The organism is Nitrobacter sp. 62-23, from assembly GCF_001897285.1.
Classification (GTDB): domain Bacteria; phylum Pseudomonadota; class Alphaproteobacteria; order Rhizobiales; family Xanthobacteraceae; genus Nitrobacter.
In genome coordinates this window covers 1-17,672 of record NZ_MKSM01000007.1, presented here as the reverse complement: position 1 = coordinate 17,672, position 17,672 = coordinate 1, and the positions used below count along the sequence as shown (strand labels likewise).

Annotated in this window: 17 protein-coding genes and 1 tRNA gene; 7 read left to right on the top strand and 11 right to left on the bottom strand. The window is 63.5% G+C overall.

The features are described 5' to 3' along the window. The first annotated feature begins 364 nt into the window (after positions 1-364). The 4 genes from BGO16_RS01015 (at position 365) to BGO16_RS01000 (ending at position 2,872) form a co-directional block, all read left to right on the top strand. Positions 365-958 carry a MerR family transcriptional regulator gene (locus BGO16_RS01015; RefSeq protein WP_292616362.1) on the top strand — a complete coding sequence of 198 codons (594 nt, stop codon included), beginning with the start codon at positions 365-367 and terminating at the stop codon, positions 956-958. Positions 959-1,153: 195 nt separating this feature from the next. After that, positions 1,154-1,231 (top strand) — tRNA-Pro (locus BGO16_RS01010). Between the two features lie 170 nt (positions 1,232-1,401). Next, complete coding sequence (locus tag BGO16_RS01005) at positions 1,402-1,677, top strand: hypothetical protein (RefSeq protein ID WP_292616360.1); 276 nt, start codon at positions 1,402-1,404, stop codon at positions 1,675-1,677. 16 nt (positions 1,678-1,693) lie between these two features. After that, entirely contained in the window at positions 1,694-2,872 is a 1,179-nt protein-coding gene (locus tag BGO16_RS01000) for a saccharopine dehydrogenase NADP-binding domain-containing protein (RefSeq protein WP_292616358.1), read from the top strand. Between the two features lie 15 nt (positions 2,873-2,887). Here the strand turns inward: BGO16_RS01000 and BGO16_RS00995 are convergent, their stop codons facing one another. The 4 genes from BGO16_RS00995 to BGO16_RS00980 all read right to left on the bottom strand — a co-directional run bounded on the left by BGO16_RS00995 (position 2,888) and on the right by BGO16_RS00980 (position 7,670). Then, entirely contained in the window at positions 2,888-4,153 is a 1,266-nt protein-coding gene (locus BGO16_RS00995; protein WP_292616357.1) for an O-antigen ligase family protein, read from the bottom strand. A 33-nt stretch (positions 4,154-4,186) separates the two neighbouring features. Continuing rightward, entirely contained in the window at positions 4,187-5,719 is a 1,533-nt protein-coding gene (locus BGO16_RS00990; protein ID WP_292616355.1) for an undecaprenyl-phosphate glucose phosphotransferase, read from the bottom strand. A gap of 112 nt (positions 5,720-5,831) precedes the next feature. Next, positions 5,832-6,965, bottom strand: coding sequence for a glycosyltransferase (locus BGO16_RS00985; protein WP_292616352.1), 1,134 nt, complete (start codon positions 6,963-6,965; stop codon positions 5,832-5,834). Positions 6,966-6,968: 3 nt separating this feature from the next. Further along, complete coding sequence (locus BGO16_RS00980) at positions 6,969-7,670, bottom strand: polysaccharide biosynthesis/export family protein (RefSeq protein ID WP_292616350.1); 702 nt, start codon at positions 7,668-7,670, stop codon at positions 6,969-6,971. A 227-nt stretch (positions 7,671-7,897) separates the two neighbouring features. Here BGO16_RS00980 and BGO16_RS00975 point away from each other — a divergent pair, with 227 nt between their 5' ends. Continuing rightward, positions 7,898-10,039, top strand: coding sequence for an exopolysaccharide transport family protein (locus tag BGO16_RS00975; RefSeq protein ID WP_292616348.1), 2,142 nt, complete (start codon positions 7,898-7,900; stop codon positions 10,037-10,039). 24 nt (positions 10,040-10,063) lie between these two features. Here the strand turns inward: BGO16_RS00975 and BGO16_RS00970 are convergent, their stop codons facing one another. Next, positions 10,064-11,263 (bottom strand): GNAT family N-acetyltransferase, encoded by a 1,200-nt coding sequence (locus BGO16_RS00970; protein WP_292616346.1) that lies wholly within the window; start codon positions 11,261-11,263, stop codon positions 10,064-10,066. Positions 11,264-11,413: 150 nt separating this feature from the next. After that, entirely contained in the window at positions 11,414-11,620 is a 207-nt protein-coding gene (locus tag BGO16_RS00965; protein ID WP_292614734.1) for a DUF2842 domain-containing protein, read from the bottom strand. A 97-nt stretch (positions 11,621-11,717) separates the two neighbouring features. On the opposite strand from BGO16_RS00965, the gene BGO16_RS00960 reads away from it, so the two are divergent. Both BGO16_RS00960 and BGO16_RS00955 read left to right on the top strand, forming a co-directional pair. Continuing rightward, entirely contained in the window at positions 11,718-12,800 is a 1,083-nt protein-coding gene (locus tag BGO16_RS00960) for a COX15/CtaA family protein (RefSeq protein WP_292616345.1), read from the top strand. A 316-nt stretch (positions 12,801-13,116) separates the two neighbouring features. Further along, positions 13,117-14,370, top strand: coding sequence for a nitrate/nitrite transporter (locus BGO16_RS00955; RefSeq protein ID WP_292616343.1), 1,254 nt, complete (start codon positions 13,117-13,119; stop codon positions 14,368-14,370). Between the two features lie 117 nt (positions 14,371-14,487). On the opposite strand, the gene tsaA is transcribed toward BGO16_RS00955, so the two are convergent. From tsaA to BGO16_RS00930, 5 genes are all read right to left on the bottom strand, one after another. Then, positions 14,488-14,979 carry a tRNA (N6-threonylcarbamoyladenosine(37)-N6)-methyltransferase TrmO gene (gene tsaA, locus BGO16_RS00950; RefSeq protein ID WP_292616340.1) on the bottom strand — a complete coding sequence of 164 codons (492 nt, stop codon included), beginning with the start codon at positions 14,977-14,979 and terminating at the stop codon, positions 14,488-14,490. Between the two features lie 115 nt (positions 14,980-15,094). After that, complete coding sequence (locus BGO16_RS00945) at positions 15,095-16,036, bottom strand: lytic transglycosylase domain-containing protein (RefSeq protein ID WP_292616338.1); 942 nt, start codon at positions 16,034-16,036, stop codon at positions 15,095-15,097. A gap of 165 nt (positions 16,037-16,201) precedes the next feature. After that, positions 16,202-16,678, bottom strand: a complete 477-nt coding sequence (gene rpsI, locus BGO16_RS00940; protein WP_292616336.1) for a 30S ribosomal protein S9 — start codon at positions 16,676-16,678, stop codon at positions 16,202-16,204. 2 nt (positions 16,679-16,680) lie between these two features. Then, complete coding sequence (rplM, locus tag BGO16_RS00935; protein ID WP_292616334.1) at positions 16,681-17,145, bottom strand: 50S ribosomal protein L13; 465 nt, start codon at positions 17,143-17,145, stop codon at positions 16,681-16,683. 153 nt (positions 17,146-17,298) lie between these two features. Then, positions 17,299-17,672 (bottom strand): PaaI family thioesterase (locus tag BGO16_RS00930; protein WP_292616332.1); only part of this gene is annotated, 374 nt, incomplete at its 5' end.

Genomic DNA, 17,672 nt, shown 5'->3' with positions numbered 1-17,672 from the left:
TGTCAAATTCAAAACTCCACTAGAAACCTGATAGTTGCTAGTGGTCCTTTGATTCTAACATTTGCAAGAACTCCCTGCGGCAACGGGATGCAAATGTTAGAATTGGACCACTAGTACCCGCTTTCCGAAACTCTTTGCGACGTCATGACGGCGGCTTCGCAAATGAAGTTCGGAAAGCAAAGGGGTACTGGCGGCTGAAGAGCCGGGACGAGAGATAAAGTGTGGTGCGGTTTACGCCCCGCATCCCGCTTCTCAAGAGAATGGAACCAGTCACGCTCAAGATTTTGGATCGATTCGATCCAAAATCATCGTAATCTAGTCAGACCGACTCATGTTCGGAGCCGATTGGCAGAGGAGCGAGCATTTGGACAAGGCACCGGATGCCTTCCGGACCATCAGCGAGGTCGCCGCCGACCTCGATGTCCCCCAGCACGTCCTGCGTTTCTGGGAAACCCGGTTTGCGCAGATCAGGCCAATGAAGCGAAGCGGCGGACGCCGCTACTACCGACCGGACGACGTCGATCTGCTGCGCGGCATCCGCCATCTGCTTTACAGCGAGGGTTACACAATCCGCGGCGTGCAGCGAATTCTGAAGGAGCACGGCGTCAAATCGGTGCAGGGCCTGACCGAGGGATCGTCCGCCGCCGCCTTCGGCGCTATCGAGGACGATATTCGCAACACGCTTGGCGAAATCGACGATGACGAGTTGCTCGACCATGAGGGCGATGACGAGGATGAGGACGGTGACGAGGACGTCGGCGATAGCTCGCCCCGTGTGCGGGAGCCGGCCGAACACAAGCCGCTGCGGCATAATCTTGACGACGTGCTGTGGTCTGGTCCGGACAGCGCCGCGATCCCGGGCGTGGGCGCGGCAGTCGACCTTGCAAGGCTCAAGGACGCCTTGAACGACCTCGTCGCCTGCAGGCGGCTGCTGGACGACGTACTCGTCAACCGCTGACGGGTCCGGCTGCCCCCATTTCAGCGTCGTTCGAGCGGGCGCGGTCGCTTCTTGCGCCGCCCCGGGAACGCGGCTAGAGCTACCGCCGCCTTGATGGATCAAGGCTTGGCTCTACCCTATTTTAGCGCATTTTCTTCACGCGAGCGGGTACCACTTTGCTCGAAAACGCTATAATGGAACGGAGCCGTCACGGCACGGAGCGTAGCGCAGCCCGGTTAGCGCACTAGTCTGGGAGACTAGGGGTCGGAGGTTCAAATCCTCTCGCTCCGACCAACTAACCCCTTGGTTCCTCTAATTGCGATTCTGACACTTGCGATTTGATTCTGATCCCCGGTAACGAGGCCGTTGGAAGCGGTCTTGACGCCGAGCCGGAACTCGGCTGGAAAATCCTTCAGGCTCGCCGCGAGAGCCCGCCAAGGGCGGCGTATTTTTTTGGAGAATCGATGATCGTTCTTATCGTCGGGGCCATAGTGGCCGCGTCCCTGATATCGCGATTGATCTGGCTGATCGCCAGGCGATGGCCGGATTCGATTCGCAAGGCCATACTCATCAATGTTGTGACCGCCGTAATTACCGTGGTCGGGGCGGCTTACAGTTCCGCAAACGGCGGTCCGCCGCAGTTCTATCTGGCCTTCCTGATCTTCGGCGGCGCGCAATTGATCGTGCTGACGTTTGATGTGTTCAAGCTCGTCATGCTGAAGCCGTCGACCGAACGTTAGGCACGGGGAATCGGTCATGGCGTCGTCGGCGGAATTCGATATCGTTGTCTATGGTGCAAGCGGGTTCACCGGCCGGCTGGTCGCGGAATATCTGGCCACGGAGTATCGCGGCAGCAATCTGCGGTGGGCGATCGCGGGCCGTAGCCTCGACAAGCTCGCGGTGGTGCGCGACGCCATCGGCGCGCCGCGCGACCTGCCGCTCATCGCAGCGGACGCCGGCGATCCCGCGTCCCTCGAAACCATGGTTAGCCGCACAGCCTCGGTGCTGAGCACGGTCGGACCTTATCAGCTCTACGGCTCCGGTCTGGTGGCCGCCTGCGCGGCCGGCGGGACCGATTATCTCGACCTCTGCGGCGAGCCGATATGGATGCGGCAGATGATCGACGCCCACGAGGCGCAGGCGCGCAGGACCGGCGCGCGGATCGTGTTCTCCTGCGGCTATGACTCGTTGCCGTTCGAACTCGGCGTGTTCTTTCTTCAGCAGGCCGCGATACAGCGGCTCGGGTCGAGCGTCGCGCGGGTCAAGGGCCGCGTGCGCAAGATGAAGGGAACATTTTCCGGAGGCACCGCTGCGAGCATGAGGGCGATCTTCGCCGCGGCCGCCAACGACCCGGACCTGTTGCCGAAGCTGCGCGATCCCTTCGTGCTGACGCCGGGATTCGAAGGGCCCAGGCAACCGCCGGGCAACAAGCCTCTGTTCGACGAGGACATCGGAATGTGGGTGGCGCCGTTCGTGATGGCGAACATCAACACACGCAATGTCCACCGCTCCAACTTTCTGCTCGGCTTTCCCTACGGGCGGGATTTCGTCTACGACGAGATGATGGTCGCGGGACCGAGGGACACCGGCGAGGCGACCGCCAAAGCCATCATCGCCGCCAACAACAAGCTCGGCGCGCAGGGCGGTCCGAAGCCGGGGGAGGGACCGTCGAAAGAGGAACGCGACAGCGGATACTACGATCTCCTCTTCGTCGGTCTTGCGCCTGATGGGCGGCAGGTGAAAGCTGCGGTCACCGGCGACCGCGATCCGGGTTACGGATCGACCTCCAAGATGATCGCGGAATGCGCGATCTGCCTGCGGCGTGACACGCCCGATATTGCCGGCGGTTTCTGGACTCCGGGCGCGGCGATGAAGGATGCGCTGCTCAAGCGGCTCGTCGACCACGCCGGCATGACGTTCACGATCGAGCCGTAACCCGTTTGCTCGGCCCTATTGCGATGCCTGCGGCACGGGGGCCTGCCGCGCGTCGGCCATGTGACGGTGGGCCGCCGCGAACATGCCCCACATGATGCCGAGCATCAGCCAGTAGTGACGCCAGTGATCGGTGTCGATGACGAAGCTCTCGCCGACGGTACCCAGAAACGCCGTGAAGATTGCGAGATAGGTTCGCTGCCAGGGAACCCGGACGAAAATGTAGCGAAAGCCCAGGATCACGGTGGTGAAGATCAGCACGGGATAGCAGATGCCCGAAATCCATCCGCCCGACATGAAGGCGTTCAGATACGAGTTGTGGGTATCTTCCGGAAAGAACCGCGTGAATTGCAGCGGGCCGATGCCGAGCGGCAGGTCCAGCGCCATCTGGAAACCGAGGATGTGCCGGCCGAAACGGCCGAAGCGGCCCTCGTCATAGCTCTGGTCGAAACTCGCTCGCTCCTTGAACAAGCTGTCGACTGAATCGAACGACAGCAGGATCGCCAGCAGCACTGCGATAGCGGCGGCCGCGATAACCGCGGTGGTAACCAGGCGCGAGCGCTGTCTCGTTGAGGGACTGGTCAGGAACATCAGGACCAGCATGAAAGCCGAGGTCAGCACGAACTGGCCCCAGGCCGCGCGCGAAAACGCCAGCAGCAGCGCAAGGCTGATGATCCCGAGCACGATGGCGCTGCGGATGGCCTTTCCGAAACGGTCCGTGACGACGCTTTGCAGGACGAACAAGGCCGGCAGAATCAGGAACGCGGAGAGCACGTTCGGGTCCTTGAAGGTGCCGCGCGCGCGCCCATAGAGCGTCAGTATGTCGTGCTCGCCCGGCACCAGGTGGAAATAGCCCGCGATGCCGGCCAGCGACGCGATCACCGCGCCGAAAATCAGGCCGCGCCGCAGCAGTTCGAGCCGTGCCGCCGTATCGTCCGAAAACACCAGCGCGAAGAAGATGACCGTCACGGCCATGTACCAGGAGGTCATGATCCAGTTCACGATCGGTGTCTTGTCCATGAGGTACGCGGCGCTGATCGTATAGCCGAGGTTGACCAGAAACAGCAGCAGCGCCAGCGGAACGAACGCCAGCCGCATCCGCAGGCCTGTCGCGGCGAACACGATCATTGCGGCCAGCGTCGCGAATTCGTACGGGCTGGGTTCGATGTAGACGATCGCGCCGCCGGCCCCGACCGCCCACAGCAATGCGCGCTGGAGCGAGGCTATGCCCGGCGTCTGCGTCAAGGACGGAAGCGAACCGTCAACCGCTGCGGGATAAGCCATTACACTCTCGCAAAACTCCACGCACGAGATAGGTCAATAAGCGTTCTCGGATTTCAGCAGCGCCAGCGGCGTCTTGAGCAGAATGTAGAGATCGAACAGTACCGACCAGTTCTCAATGTAATAGAGGTCGAACTCGACGCGCTTCTGGATCTTTTCCTCGTTGTCGATCTCGCCGCGCCATCCGTTGATCTGCGCCCAGCCGGTAATGCCGGGCTTGACGCGGTGGCGCGCGAAATAGCCGTCCACGGCGTCGTCGAACAGGCGGCTGTGCAGTTTGCCCTGGATGGCATGAGGGCGCGGTCCGACCAGGGACAGGTTGCCCTTGAAGACGACGTTGAAAAGCTGCGGCAGTTCGTCGAGGCTGGTCTTGCGGATGAAGCGTCCGACACGGGTGACGCGGCTGTCGTTTCGGGTGACCACCTTCGCCGCCAGCGGATCGGCCTGATCGTGAAACAGCGAGCGGAACTTGAACACGTCGATGCGTTCGTTGTTGAAGCCGAAGCGTTTCTGGCGGAACAGCACCGGACCGGGACTGTCGAGCTTGACCGCGATCGCGACCAGCGCCATCACGGGCGAAACCAGCAGCAGGATCAGGGCGCCGAACACCCTGTCGAACAGCCATTTCAGCACCAGGTCCCAGTCGGTGATCGGAGCCTCGAACACGTCGAGCGTCGGGACTTCGCCGAGATAGGAATAGGCGCGGGGGCGGAAGCGAAGCTCGTTGGTGTGCGCGGACAGGCGGATATCCACCGGCAGCACCCACAGCTTCTTCAGCATCTGCAGAATACGGGTTTCCGCCGAGATCGGCAATGCGAACAGCACGAGGTCGATCCGGGTTCGCCGCGCGAATTCGAGCACGTCATCGACCTTGCCGAGCTTCGGGCTTCCGGCGCAGGTATCGAGCGCGCGCTGATCGTTGCGGTCGTCGAACACGCCGAGAATCTCGATGTCGGTGTCCGGCTGCGCTCGCAATGCCTTGATAAGGTTTTCTCCGCTCTCGTCCGAACCGACGATGACGGTGCGGCGATCCAGCCGGCCGTCGCGCGCCCAGCGGCGGATGATCGCGCGCAGCATGAGCCGCCCCGCGATCAGGCCCGCAAGGCCGATAAAGAAGAACGAAGCCAGCCAGAGCCGCGAGACGGCATCGCCAAGTTTGAGGAAGAAAGAGAAGCCGATGAACAGCAGGAAAACGAACGCCCACGACGAGAGCATCCGCGTCATCTGCCGCAACTGGCCGCGGAAAACCTGAATCCCGTAGATGTCGGCGGCCTGGAAACAGACGACCGCGGCGGCGGCCATGGCGAGGACTGCCGGGATAAAACTCCAGTTGAAGCCGTCGATGCGGGCGGCGTATCCGAGGTAGAGCGCGACCCCGATCAGGCTCAGCAGCACGAAGTCGGCGGCACGCACGATGCCGGTGATGACGATGGGCGAATAGGCCGGCCGCACCTTCTGGTTGGCGACCGCAAGGGCCGCTGGGGACAGCCGCAGCCGGCGCTCGACAGGTACGGCCCGGCCGCTGCTCGCCGTCGTATCGGTCCCCGAGCGCGCGTTGATAAGGTCCATGTCCTCAAGTCCACATCCGTGCCGCACGACGGAATGCGGCGGCGGGCAGGGTGACTTAAGGACGAAATCGGGAAGATTTGGTTTCGCGGAATCGGAGGCATTTCGGAAACGGTTAACGTTTCGCAAACGCCTCGCGATAGCTCGCCATGACACCTTCGACCATCGCCTTCTGCGAGAAATGCAGGAAGATTCGCTCACGCAGCGATTTTGCGCGCGCCGCCGCGTCGGCGGGGTCGTCCAGCGCGGCCTCGATGGCTCTCGCCATGGCGCGGACGTCACCGGGCGCGAACAGCGCGGCGGTGTGGGAATCGAAAATCTCCGGGATGCCGCCGACGTTTGCGGCAACCATGGGAATGCCGGCCGCGGCCGCTTCGATCACCACATACGGCATCGAATCGCCGCGTGACGGCACGACCAGCAACCGCCCTTTCGAGAATCCGTAACGCGCCTTGACGTGTCCGATAAAGCGGACCGCCTCGCCGAGGCCGTGCCGTTCAACCCGGGCTTTGAGTGCTGCGGTCTCCTCGCCGTCACCGCCGAGGGTGAGCGTGACGGGCCTGCCGCCGGCCCGCAATTGCGCCACCGCGTCGATCAGGAGGTCGGCGCCTTTGATGTGCCTGAACTCGCCGACATAGGCGACGTCGGTGGCGTCGCCGGCGAGCGTGACGGGATCAAATTCATCGGCGGTGACGCCGTTGAACACGCATTTCACGAGGCCGGCCGGCGTGCCGACGATGCGTTGATAGGTGTTGCGCGCGAAAGCGCTCTCGAACAGGAACAGGTCGGTGCGGTTCATCAGCGCGCGTTCGATACGGCTGTAGATCGCGCCTTTCATCGTCGACAGCGGGTAGTGCAGGGATCCGCCATGCGGCGTGTAGACCCGGATGACATTTTTCGAGCGCCCTTTGAGCCGCACGAAGACGCCTGCCTTGGAGCCGTGTCCGTGCAGGACGTCGGGCTTCAACCTTCGTGCCAGCGCGGCGAACTGCATCCACGCAACCAAGTCGGTAAAATGGGGCTCCCGCCGGATCGGGATGCGGTGGACGCCCAGTTTCAGCCGCGGCGCGATCTCCGCGAATGCCGCCTCCGCGCGCTCGCCGCCGGTGAGACTGTCGGCGACGATGCCGACCAGATGACCGCGAGCAGCCTGTCCGTTCGCGACATCGAGGATATGGCGGATGATTCCGCCGACCGGTGCGCGGACGGCGTGCAGGATGCGAAGCGGTTGATCGGGCGAGGGCATCATGCCTCAGAACCAGCGTTCGTCCACCAGAACGGTGTCGCCGGGGCTGAGCAGGGTGGCGGTGGGCACGACGAGGCGGACGGTGCCGCGCGCGTCGGTGTGGGTGATGGTGACGTGATCGCGCCTGGCGCGGGGCGAGAAGCCGCCGGCGATGGCGACGGCGCTCTCGGCTGTCATGTTGGGCACGAACGGATACTGGCCGGGAGCCGCCACCTCGCCGAGAATGAAAAACGGGCGGTAGGCTTCGACCTCGGCGGCGACATAGGGATGACGGATGTAGCCGTCGCGAAGGCGCGCGGCGATGGCCGCGGACAGTTCGGCCGGTGTGCGGCCGCGCGCGGCGACGGCGCCGATCAGGGGCATCGTGATTTTGCCTCCGGCATCGACCAGATAGGTGTTGGTGAGGCCTTCCTGGCCGTAGACCACGATGCGCAGCCGGTCGCCGGTATCGAGGCGATAGGCGGGATCATGCATGGCGGGCGGCGGCGCCGCGGCGTAGACGACGGGCACGGCAGCGGAGCGGGCCGGTCGAGCCCGCATGTCGCGACGAGCGGTCGGCGGCGGTGCGGATGACGGCCGTCCGCCATAGGCCAGTGCGTCGAGGTCGTTATGCGGGCGCGCCGCCGCTTCCGGCGCGGGGTGCCGCATGCACCCCGACAGAGCCAGCGCGGTCAACAGGCACAGGATCAGGGCGCGCACGCTTCGCATCAGGCATTTCCATGAAATATCAAATCCAGTTAAGGGCTTTTGTGGTTAATAAAGCGTAATCGGTGCGCGGCCCCGCTTCGGCCGCGTCTGCGACGGCTCCGGTGGAATTAACCCGATGGCAACCATAATCGGACTGTAATCGTTGCGTCCCGTCGCGTGGCCCGGTCCGATAGGCGCGTCCGGATGCGCGGCCGGTCGGGACGTCGAGGGGCAAGCGGGAGCAGGTGATGCGGTTTGGGTTAGGGCGGCGTGTCGACAGGACGGCGGTTTCGAACGCGGTGTCCGCGCCGGTGCCTGCATCGCCGGACCCTGTCTCGCCACAGACGGGCGACCTCGATGTGCGCGTCATCTGGCAGGCGCTGCTGCGCAGGAAGCGTGCGATCATTATTCCGACGCTGCTTGCGTTCGTGCTTTCGCTCGCCATCGTCAACCTGATCACCCCGAGGTACAAGTCCGAAGCCCGCATCCTGATCGACGGCCGTGAGAACGTTTTCCTGCGGCCGACCGGGGAGCGCAACGACGAGCGCGGCGCGCTCGATCCTGAAGCCGTCGCCAGCCAGGTGCAACTGGTGCTGTCGCGCGATCTTGCCCGCAAGGTGATCGAGCAAAACAAGCTCGCGGAGAATCCGGAATTCGATCCGGTGTTGCGCGGCGTGTCGCCGATCAGGTCGTTGCTGGCGTTGTTCGGAATCGGCCGCGACCCGCTACGGATGACGCCGGAGGAGCGCGTGCTGGATGCTTATTTCAGCCGGCTGACCGCCTACGCCGTCGATAAGTCCCGCGTGATCGTGATTGAATTCCAGTCGCGCGATCCTGAACTTGCGGCCCGCATCGCGAATTCGATCGCCGAGGGCTATCTCGTCCTGCAACTGAACGCGCGTCAGGGCCAGGCGAGGGCCGCCGGTCAGTGGCTGTCCGGAGAAATCGACAGCTTGCGCAAGAAGGTCGCAGAGGCTGAATCGCGGGTCGAGGATTTCAGGTCGAAGTCGAGCCTTTTCATCGGCACCAACAATACCTCGCTGTCGAACCAGCAATTGGGGGAAATCAACACCCAACTGACCAACGCGCGCGCGCTCAAGTCCGACGCGGAATCGAAAGCGCGGCTGATCCGCGACATGCTTCAAAGCGGGAGGCCGATCGAGGCCTCGGAAGTGCTCAATTCGGAATTGATCCGCCGTTTGTCCGAACAGCGCGTGACCTTGCGCGCGCAACTGGCGGAGCAATCGGCGACCCTGCTCGGCCAACACCCGCGGATCAGGGAGCTGAGGGCTCAACTCGCCGATCTCGACAACCAGTTGCGCGAGGAAGCCGGCAAGATCTCGCGGTCGCTGGAAAACGACGCCCGCATCGCCAGCGGCCGGGTCGAGAACCTCAGCAACAGTCTCGATCAGTTGAAGAAGCAGGCGACATCATCCAACGACGATGACGTCAAGTTGCGGGCGCTGGAGCGTGAGGCGAGGGCGCAGCGTGACCTGCTGGAATCCTATCTCGCAAAATATCGCGAAGCCACCACGCGTGAAAATATCGACGCCGCACCGTCCGACGGCCGCATCATCTCGCGTGCCATCGTCTCGAACACGCCGGCCTATCCGAAGAAGCTGCCGATCGTGCTGATCGCGACGCTGGCGACCTTGATGCTGACGGCGGGCATCGTCGTGACCGGCGAACTGCTGCGCATCACCGCGCCGCGGGCGCCGGCTGTGTTCGAGGCCATTCCGCAACAGGCCGCCGCGGCGCCGGAACAGCATGAGATCCGTCTGCAGCCGGCTGCGGACCTGATTGGAATCGATCGCGTCGCGGACGACCTGCGGACGGCGGGCGAAGCCGCGCGCAAAGTCACGATCATGGGCACCGGTGAAAACGAGCGCATCATGCTGAGCGCGCTGGAGTTGGCGCGACGTCTGGCGCACAGCGCCAAGGTTGTCCTGGTCGATCTGTCGCCCGCGTCGCCGACCCTGACCGCCGCCGCGGTCGATCCGGCGGCACCGGGACTGGCCGAACTGATGCTGGGCGAGGCGTCCTTCGGAGAGGTCATCAGCCGGGACGGACACTCGCCGGTCCATCTGGTGGTCGCCGGACGATTAGGAGCTGATCGCGCGCTGCTGCAATCGCCGCGCCTGACGATCGCCCTCGATGCATTGCTGCGCGTCTACGATCACGTCCTGCTCGTCGCCGGCACCGCCACCGATCTGCCGGCCAGGCTTCTGACCGATCAGGCGCGGGCGATCGTCGTTCCTGATCCCTCGATGAGCATGGAGGCGCGGGCGCGGTTCAGCGGTCAACTCTCCGCCATCGGCTTCACGTCGGTGACGATGCTCGATCCCATGCCGTTGCCGGATGTTCAGAGCGGCCCGCGCGAGGCGGCCTGATCCCACCGGAAGAACGTCGCCGGGTCAGCGCCGCAATGCGCCGCGCAGTGTCTGCGCCATCCGCTTCAATGCCGGCGTTTGCTTCACGAAGCGCTTGGCGCGGGCCATCGAGGACATGCCGAGAGCGGCCATCCTGCCGCGCGTCGTGAGCGGCAGATAGCTGTCGAAGATCGGCTCGTCGTCCTTGCAGAACAGGCGTTTATAGTCGTCCGATCCGATCCCGAGATCGAGCGAGGTGTAGCCGCGCCCGGCATAGTGATCGACGATGTCGCGCATCAGGATCAGGCCCGGACTGTAGCGGGCATTCTCCGACATCGTGTAGGTGTTGAACATCATCGAGAAGCGCTGTCCGTCGGCAACGCCGGCGAAGATCGCGATCACCTCGGCGTCGCATTCGAGGGCATGGATTTCGATGGCGTGACCGCCCTCCGCCAGCGGCGCCAGGCAGGCCGCGCGTAAAAAATCCTCGACGCCGGGGTCGGCGAACACGTCCGGCAGCTTCTGCGCGGCCATCCGCAACGGCTTGATGGCGAAGAAGGCATCGCACATCCGCGTGATCTCGGCATCGGTCGTGGCCACGCAGTACCGATAGCCGGGCAGCGCCTGGAGCTTGCGTTCCTTGCCCTTGAGCCGGCGGCGAAACGAATTGCTGATGCGCTCCGACGGCACTGCGTCCGGCGCCATCCTCATCAGCGGGCAGCCGTTGGCGGAGGGCTGGTTCGGCAATAGCGCCATCGGATTTTGCAGATCGCGCCAGCGTTGCGGTTGCCGCGTGAGCGCCAGCACATCGATCTTCGCAGGAAGGTCGCGAATCCCGTGAAGCAGCGTGTCGACATCGGCCGGCGTGGCGGTGGCCGCAAACTCCTGTCGCCAGAGCGCCATGTTGAAGGTCGTGTGCTTGCCGCCCATGAAACGCGCGACGCGGATGCCGTTTTCCACGCCGGCTGCGAGCGGCAATAGCAGCAGCGGTCGCCGCCCGGCGTCGCTGGCGACGATCATGCATGGCTGGAGATTGGTCCGGGTGCCGACGTGCCGCTGCCAGGAAGACAGGAAGTCGAACCGCTGATAGGGCGTCGAGAGCTGCGACGTCTCCAGACTGCGCCAGACCGGCTCGACCTCGCGCAGATCATGAAAGACCTCGACATGCGCGATATGTTGTCCGCTTGACCGCGCGGGTGCATTCGCCGCCGTCGTCGGGTCTTCGATCACAGCCGCCATGGTCATCGCTGAGCCTGTTATCTTTTGTTTACTTTTTTCGCTTTCCCGGACCTTTGCAAACAAACGTCAACAAAGCGTAATGGCGACGGCTGAGCGGGAGAGGGCGGGTTGTGGCGGCGGTTTGCGTCCGCGCGACGGATTGGGGGCGACGGAGGCTTACGCGTCCGGTTTCGCCATCCAGCTGACGATCGGCATGGCCGGCAGGACCCAGCCGAGCCCGGCAACGGGGTAGAAGATCGCCTGATAGAGTCCCGACGCCGCGAGCCATGGCGTCTGCGCGACCGTCATGCCGAGCAGCGACCAGACGACGACCAGCACGAGCAGGGCGATGGTGCCGAGGAATTTCCGGGTACGGATCCGCATACCTTAAAAATGCAACTCGCGGGCTGGGACGAGGCTTGCGCCGAGGCTGCGGTGGACTATAAAGGGCCCGAAAAATGCGTTCAACCCGCGGATTTTGATGACCCGTCCGATAGCACAAATGGGGTTCCAGCTGCGCGCCGTGCGATGGTGGCTGGTGTTCGTGGCGCTGTTGATCGCCGCTATGGTGCTGGTCGGCGGCGCGACGCGGCTGACCGAGTCCGGTCTTTCGATCGTCGAATGGAAGCCGGTGACGGGCACACTGCCCCCGCTCACGCAAAATGAGTGGTCCCAGGCCTTCGAGGGCTACAAGAAGATCCCGCAGTACAGCGAAATGAACGCGGGCATGACGCTCGACCAGTTCAAGACCATCTTCTGGTGGGAGTGGAGCCACCGGTTGCTGGGACGCTTCATCGGCGTGGCCTTCCTGTTGCCGTTCCTCTGGTTCATGTGGCGCGGCATGTTGCCGTCCGATCTGAAGCGCCGGCTGTGGATCATCTTCGGCCTCGGAGGACTTCAGGGCGCGGTCGGCTGGTGGATGGTCGCCTCCGGTCTCACCAACCGTGTCGAGGTCTCGCAATATCGTCTCGCGACGCATCTGGTGCTGGCTCTGTTGATTTTCGCGGCCATCGTCTGGACCGTGCGGCGATTGTCGGATCGACCGGCCTTGCCGTCGCCGTTGCGATTGCGGGTGACCAGCGGCGTTCTGGTCGTGCTGGTGTTTGTGCAGCTTTATTTCGGCGCGCTGGTTGCCGGACTGCGCGCCGGCAAGGTCTTCAACACCTGGCCCGACATCGACGGATCGTTCATTCCGTCCTCCGCGCGGCTGTTTTTCGAACAACCGTGGTGGCGCAATCTGTTCGACAACACGCTCACGGTGCAGTTCGAACACCGCATGATGGCGTATACGCTGTTTACGATCGCCATCCTGCATGTCATCGATGCGGTGGTGTCGCGCGCAAGCCCCGCCGTCATTCGCGGGGCTCTCTGGCTGGCGGCGGCGATGACGCTGCAGGCGACGCTCGGAATCCTGACGTTGCTGCACGAGGTTCCGATCCTGCTCGCGCTGGTGCATCAGGGAGTTGCGATCCTCGTCCTGACGCTCGCGGTTGTTCAGGCGGAACGGCTGATGGCCGGCAAACCAGCGCTGGAGCGCCAAGGATTGCGCATGGCGGCCGGATAGGCCGATCAAAGGAAGCGTCGCGCAGTTGCGGCGCAGCATCCCTGTCTTTGCACTTCCGAGCCGATCGCCGGTCCGTTGAGACACGGAGCGTGGCGGTGCCCTGGTCTGAATCCGCCTGACCCGCGATGCGATCGATTCAATCGTCACGGACTGATTTACGTTCTCATAACGGCGCGGCTCGAATTCTGGCTCTGTACAGATTTTCGAACCTGCATCATGATGTCCGGCGATGAGCCAGCCTCGATAAGGTGGAAATCTCATAATCCCGCCGATCGATGGCAAGCCTGAAACGGGCAAAGCAAGATCGGGGCGAGGAATGGCGAGATCCGGCAATCTGTCCGTCCTGTTCATCACCACCTGGGCCTTCACCGTCTGCTTCGCCGTCTGGATGATGTTCGGCGTGGTCGGTATTCCGATCCGCGAACAGCTTGGGCTTGGTTCGACCGAATTCGGTCTCCTCACGGCGACGCCCGTCCTGACCGGCGCGGTCTTTCGTCTGCCGCTGGGCATCTGGACCGACCGTTTCGGCGGGCGGATCATCATGCTGCTGTTGCTGATCGCCTGCGCGATCCCGCTCTGGCTGTCCGCCTATGCAACGGCGCTGTGGCAGTTCCTGCTGCTCGGATTGGCGCTCGGCCTTGTCGGCGCTTCGTTCTCGGTCGGCACGCCCTACGTCGCGCGTTTCTTTCCCAAGGAGAGCCGCGGTTTCGCGATGGGCTTCTTCGGAGCGGGAACGGTTGGCGCGGCGCTCAACATGTTTGTGGCCCCTTGGCTGATCGGAGCCTATGGCTGGCAGATGGTGCCCAAAGTCTATGCCGTCGCGCTGCTGGTCACGGCATTGTTGTTCTGGGTGTTGTCCAAGCCCGATCCTGGTGTCGGCGGTCAGGTGCCATCAATGTGGCAGCAACTGTCCGTGCTGCGCGATCCGCGGGTCTGGAAATACTGCCAGTACTATTCGATCGTGTTCGGCGGCTTCACCGCGCTGTCGATCTGGATGCCGCAATACTTCAAGACCGAGTACGGCTTCACCATCGCGCAGGCCTCGCTTCTCGCCGCCTGCTTCTCGCTGCCCGGCGGCGCCTTCCGCGCCTTCGGCGGCTGGCTGTCAGACCGCTTCGGCGCCCACAACGTGACGTGGTGGGTGCTGTGGGCGGCCTGGGTTTGCCTGTTCCTGCTGTCCTATCCCAAGACCGACCTGATCATACACACGATCCGCGATCCCCTGAGTTTCCGCATCGCCCTGCCTTCGTGGTTCTTCACGATGCTTCTCTTCACGCTCGGCATCGCCTTTGCGTGCGGCATGGCGTCGACGTTCAAATACATCGGCGACGATTTTCCCGACAGCATGGGCGCGGTGTCCGGCATCGTCGGCATGGCGGGCGGCCTCGGTGGCTTTCTGCTGCCGATCACCTTCGGCGCGATCCTGGACTGGCTCGGCTTCAACTCAAGCTGCTTCATGCTGCTCTACGGTATCATCTGGGTGTCGCTGACACTCAACTATCTGACCGAGGTGAGGCGGGCGCCTGTCATGGGCGAAGCGCGGTCGCCGGGGGTGGGGCAGTCGCGTTAGAGTCTGTTTGGAACGCCCACAGCGTGAAGCGGTGCGCTGCTGAGCCGGGGTCTTTGCGAGGTTTCTGCAACGATCCCCGGTCTGTGCAGCGTCCAAGGAACATGCGCTGGCAGAAAATCACCCGGTTTCGAAATCGCCGTCCTGTGGCGGCGCGATCGGCGTGAACTGGCAACGGTTCGGCTTGATGTCGATGAGCGGCGTCTCGTCGATACAGTCCAATCCGCGCACCAGTACGGTCGATCCCTCGATGCCGACCAGCTTGACCAGCGACGTCCCCAGCGGATTGGGCCGCACCGGGGACCGCAGCGAAAACGTGCCGTGGGTCTCGCCGCTGCTCTTTGGGCTCTGCAGCACGATGTCGCGACGCGACAGGTGTAGCCAGTAGATGACCTCAATGCTGGAATACCGGTCGAGCCCCTGCAGCGCGGGCTTCCAAAGATCGAAAATCTCCAGCCGGCAGATCGGCCCGTCCTCGCGGCCCTGACGCGGCGTCTTCAGCCGGGACGTCCAGGGCGTGCGAATTCTGCCGATAAATACAAGCCCGGCGTCGGTCGCCGGCGGCAGCTCGACGACCACTTCTCCTTCTCGTACCTCATATTCGCGCACCATGGCCGTGATCTCCTCGCGTCCTCATAGCACGATACGGACCGCTATTCATCGCGAAGCATAACCCGGTCTTGCCAAGTGAGCATCGGCGTCTGGCAGGCCCCCATGGAATGCCGCTTCAACCTCTCACGCGCATATTCCGCAAAACGAGGCAGGCGCCACCGGCGCGCCTGATCTGGTTGCAGAGACCATCGGCTTCCGCGCGCGTATCAGCCCCGACCCGCACCTGATAGAACGTCCGGGTGCCGCGGCTGCGCAATATCGAGCCCAGCAGGCTCGGATCGCGGTCGCCGATCACGGAGCCGAGCCGCCGGATTGCTCGTGCGTACATCGCCAGCGCGCGGACGCGGCTGAAGCCGGCTGCGAGCTGCACGCCCCATGGCTTGTCGGCCCCGAGCTTCACATGCTGTTCAAGCTCCGCGACAAAAGGATTGGGCGCACGCTTCAACAGCGCCATCAGTTCCCGGCAACTCGATGATGCCGGTGGATGATCCGGCGGCTTGCCGCTTTTGCCGGCATCGGCCCAGTCCTCGACCGGCGATCCCGTGATGGCCACAACATAGTTGCGCGTCTCGGCCGGCATCGATCCCTTGCCGTCGAGCCAGTCCTGCACGCGGCGCGGCCCGGCATTATAGGCCGCGGCGGCCAATCCCAGATTGCCGAATTGTCCGCGCAACTCGTTCAGGTACTCGGCCGATTTCGGCAGCGCCTGCACCGGATCGAACGGGTCGAGCAGCCGTCGCTCGCTTGCCGTTCCCGGCATGAACTGCGCGATGCCCTGCGCGTGCTCGCCGCTGCGGGTCAACGGACCCACGGCATCGGGCTGAAACCGGCTCTCCTGCCAGATCACGCGCGCAAAAAACTCCAGCGGCAGGTTCTCGGCCTTGGCCGCCGACTCGACCATCAGACAGATCGATTCGCGCGTGTCCTGATCGGCCTTCGCCGCAGGTTTCGGATCGGATGCGGTCTCCGCGCCGGCCTGCGCAAAGACGACGCGTGGCATCAGCAGCATCATCAAGACGAATGCGCATCGCAAGAGAAGAGGCACGCGCGACGCCATGCCGGTTTTCTTCCGCGATGGCGAGGAAGCCAGCTTCATCCCGCGAGCATAACAGGCTTCCCGCCACGCCCGAATATCCCCCTCCGGTTTCGGAGGAGGATCGTTTTGAGTTCCGGGAACGGACATTCGCTGCCACGCCAGCAGCGAATGCCGAAAGCGCTCTGATTAACGCTTGGAGAACTGGAACGAGCGGCGGGCTTTCGCCTTGCCGTACTTCTTGCGCTCGACCACGCGCGAGTCGCGTGTCAGGAAGCCGCCCTTCTTGAGAACGCCGCGCAATTCGGGTTCGAAATTCGTCAGCGCCTTGGACAGGCCGTGACGAACGGCTCCCGCCTGGCCGGACAGGCCGCCGCCGGCGACGGTGCACACCACATCGTACTGACCGGCGCGGGCTGCTGCGACGAGCGGCTGCTGGATCATCATGCGCAGCACCGGACGCGCAAAGTAAACCTCGACCTCGCGCGCGTTGACCAGAATCTTGCCGGCACCCGGCTTGATCCAGACGCGGGCAACCGCGTCCTTGCGCTTGCCGGTGGCGTAGGCGCGACCGTACTTGTCGACCTTCTTGGTGTGCTTCGGTGCTTCGGACTCGGCCGTCTTCAGCGCGGACAACTGATCGAGAGACTGCATGGTATCGGACATCGCTATGCGGCCCTCATGTTCTTGCGGTTCATCGCACCGACGTTAACGACTTCCGGCTGCTGGGCTTCGTGCGGGTGCTCCGCGCCGGCGTAGACGCGGAGATTGCCGAGCTGCACGCGTCCGAGTGGGCCGCGCGGGATCATGCGCTCCACGGCCTTTTCGATCACCCGTTCGGGGAAACGACCCTCGAGGATCGACTTTGCCGTGCGCTCCTTGATGCCGCCAATGTATCCGGTGTGATTGTAATAGACCTTGTCGTCACGCTTGCGGCCGGTGAGAACCACCTTGGCGGCATTGATGATGATGACGTTGTCGCCGCAATCGACGTGCGGGGTGTAGGTCGGCAGATGCTTGCCGCGCAGCCGCATCGCAACGAGCGTGGCGAGCCGCCCGACCACCAGACCGCTGGCGTCGATCAGCACCCACTTTTTCGTCACTTCGGCTGGCTTTGCCGAGAACGTTTTCATGTGAGAAATCCGTGAAAAGAGAACCTCGGCGTCCACGCACCGAACCGAGGGCGTTCTAGAGAAGCAATCAACTCCAGTCAACGCCACTCGACCTATATTTTTATCGTGTAATCAGTAACTTATAAAAACGGTTCTATATTACCTATGAAATTTTCAAGCATTCGGAATGGAATAAGTGGAGGTCACATGGGCGATCGGATCGGGCGATGTACCCGACAGCAGCGTCACTTCGCCGACCGCCAACCGTTTGCCGAGCTTGAGAAGCCGCGCGGCGGCAAGCACATCCTGACCCGGGCGTCCCGGGCGCAGGAAATTGATGTTGAGATTGGCGGTCACCGCGAGGCCGACCGGGCCGATACGGGACAAAAGCACCACGTACATGGCGAAATCGGCCAATGCCATCAGCGTCGGCCCGGAGACGGTGCCGCCCGGACGCAGCATGCGCTCGCTATAGCGCTGGCGCAGCAGCGACGTCTCGCCATCGGCGCTCTCGATTGCGATATCGTTGTCCCTGAATGCCTGGGGGA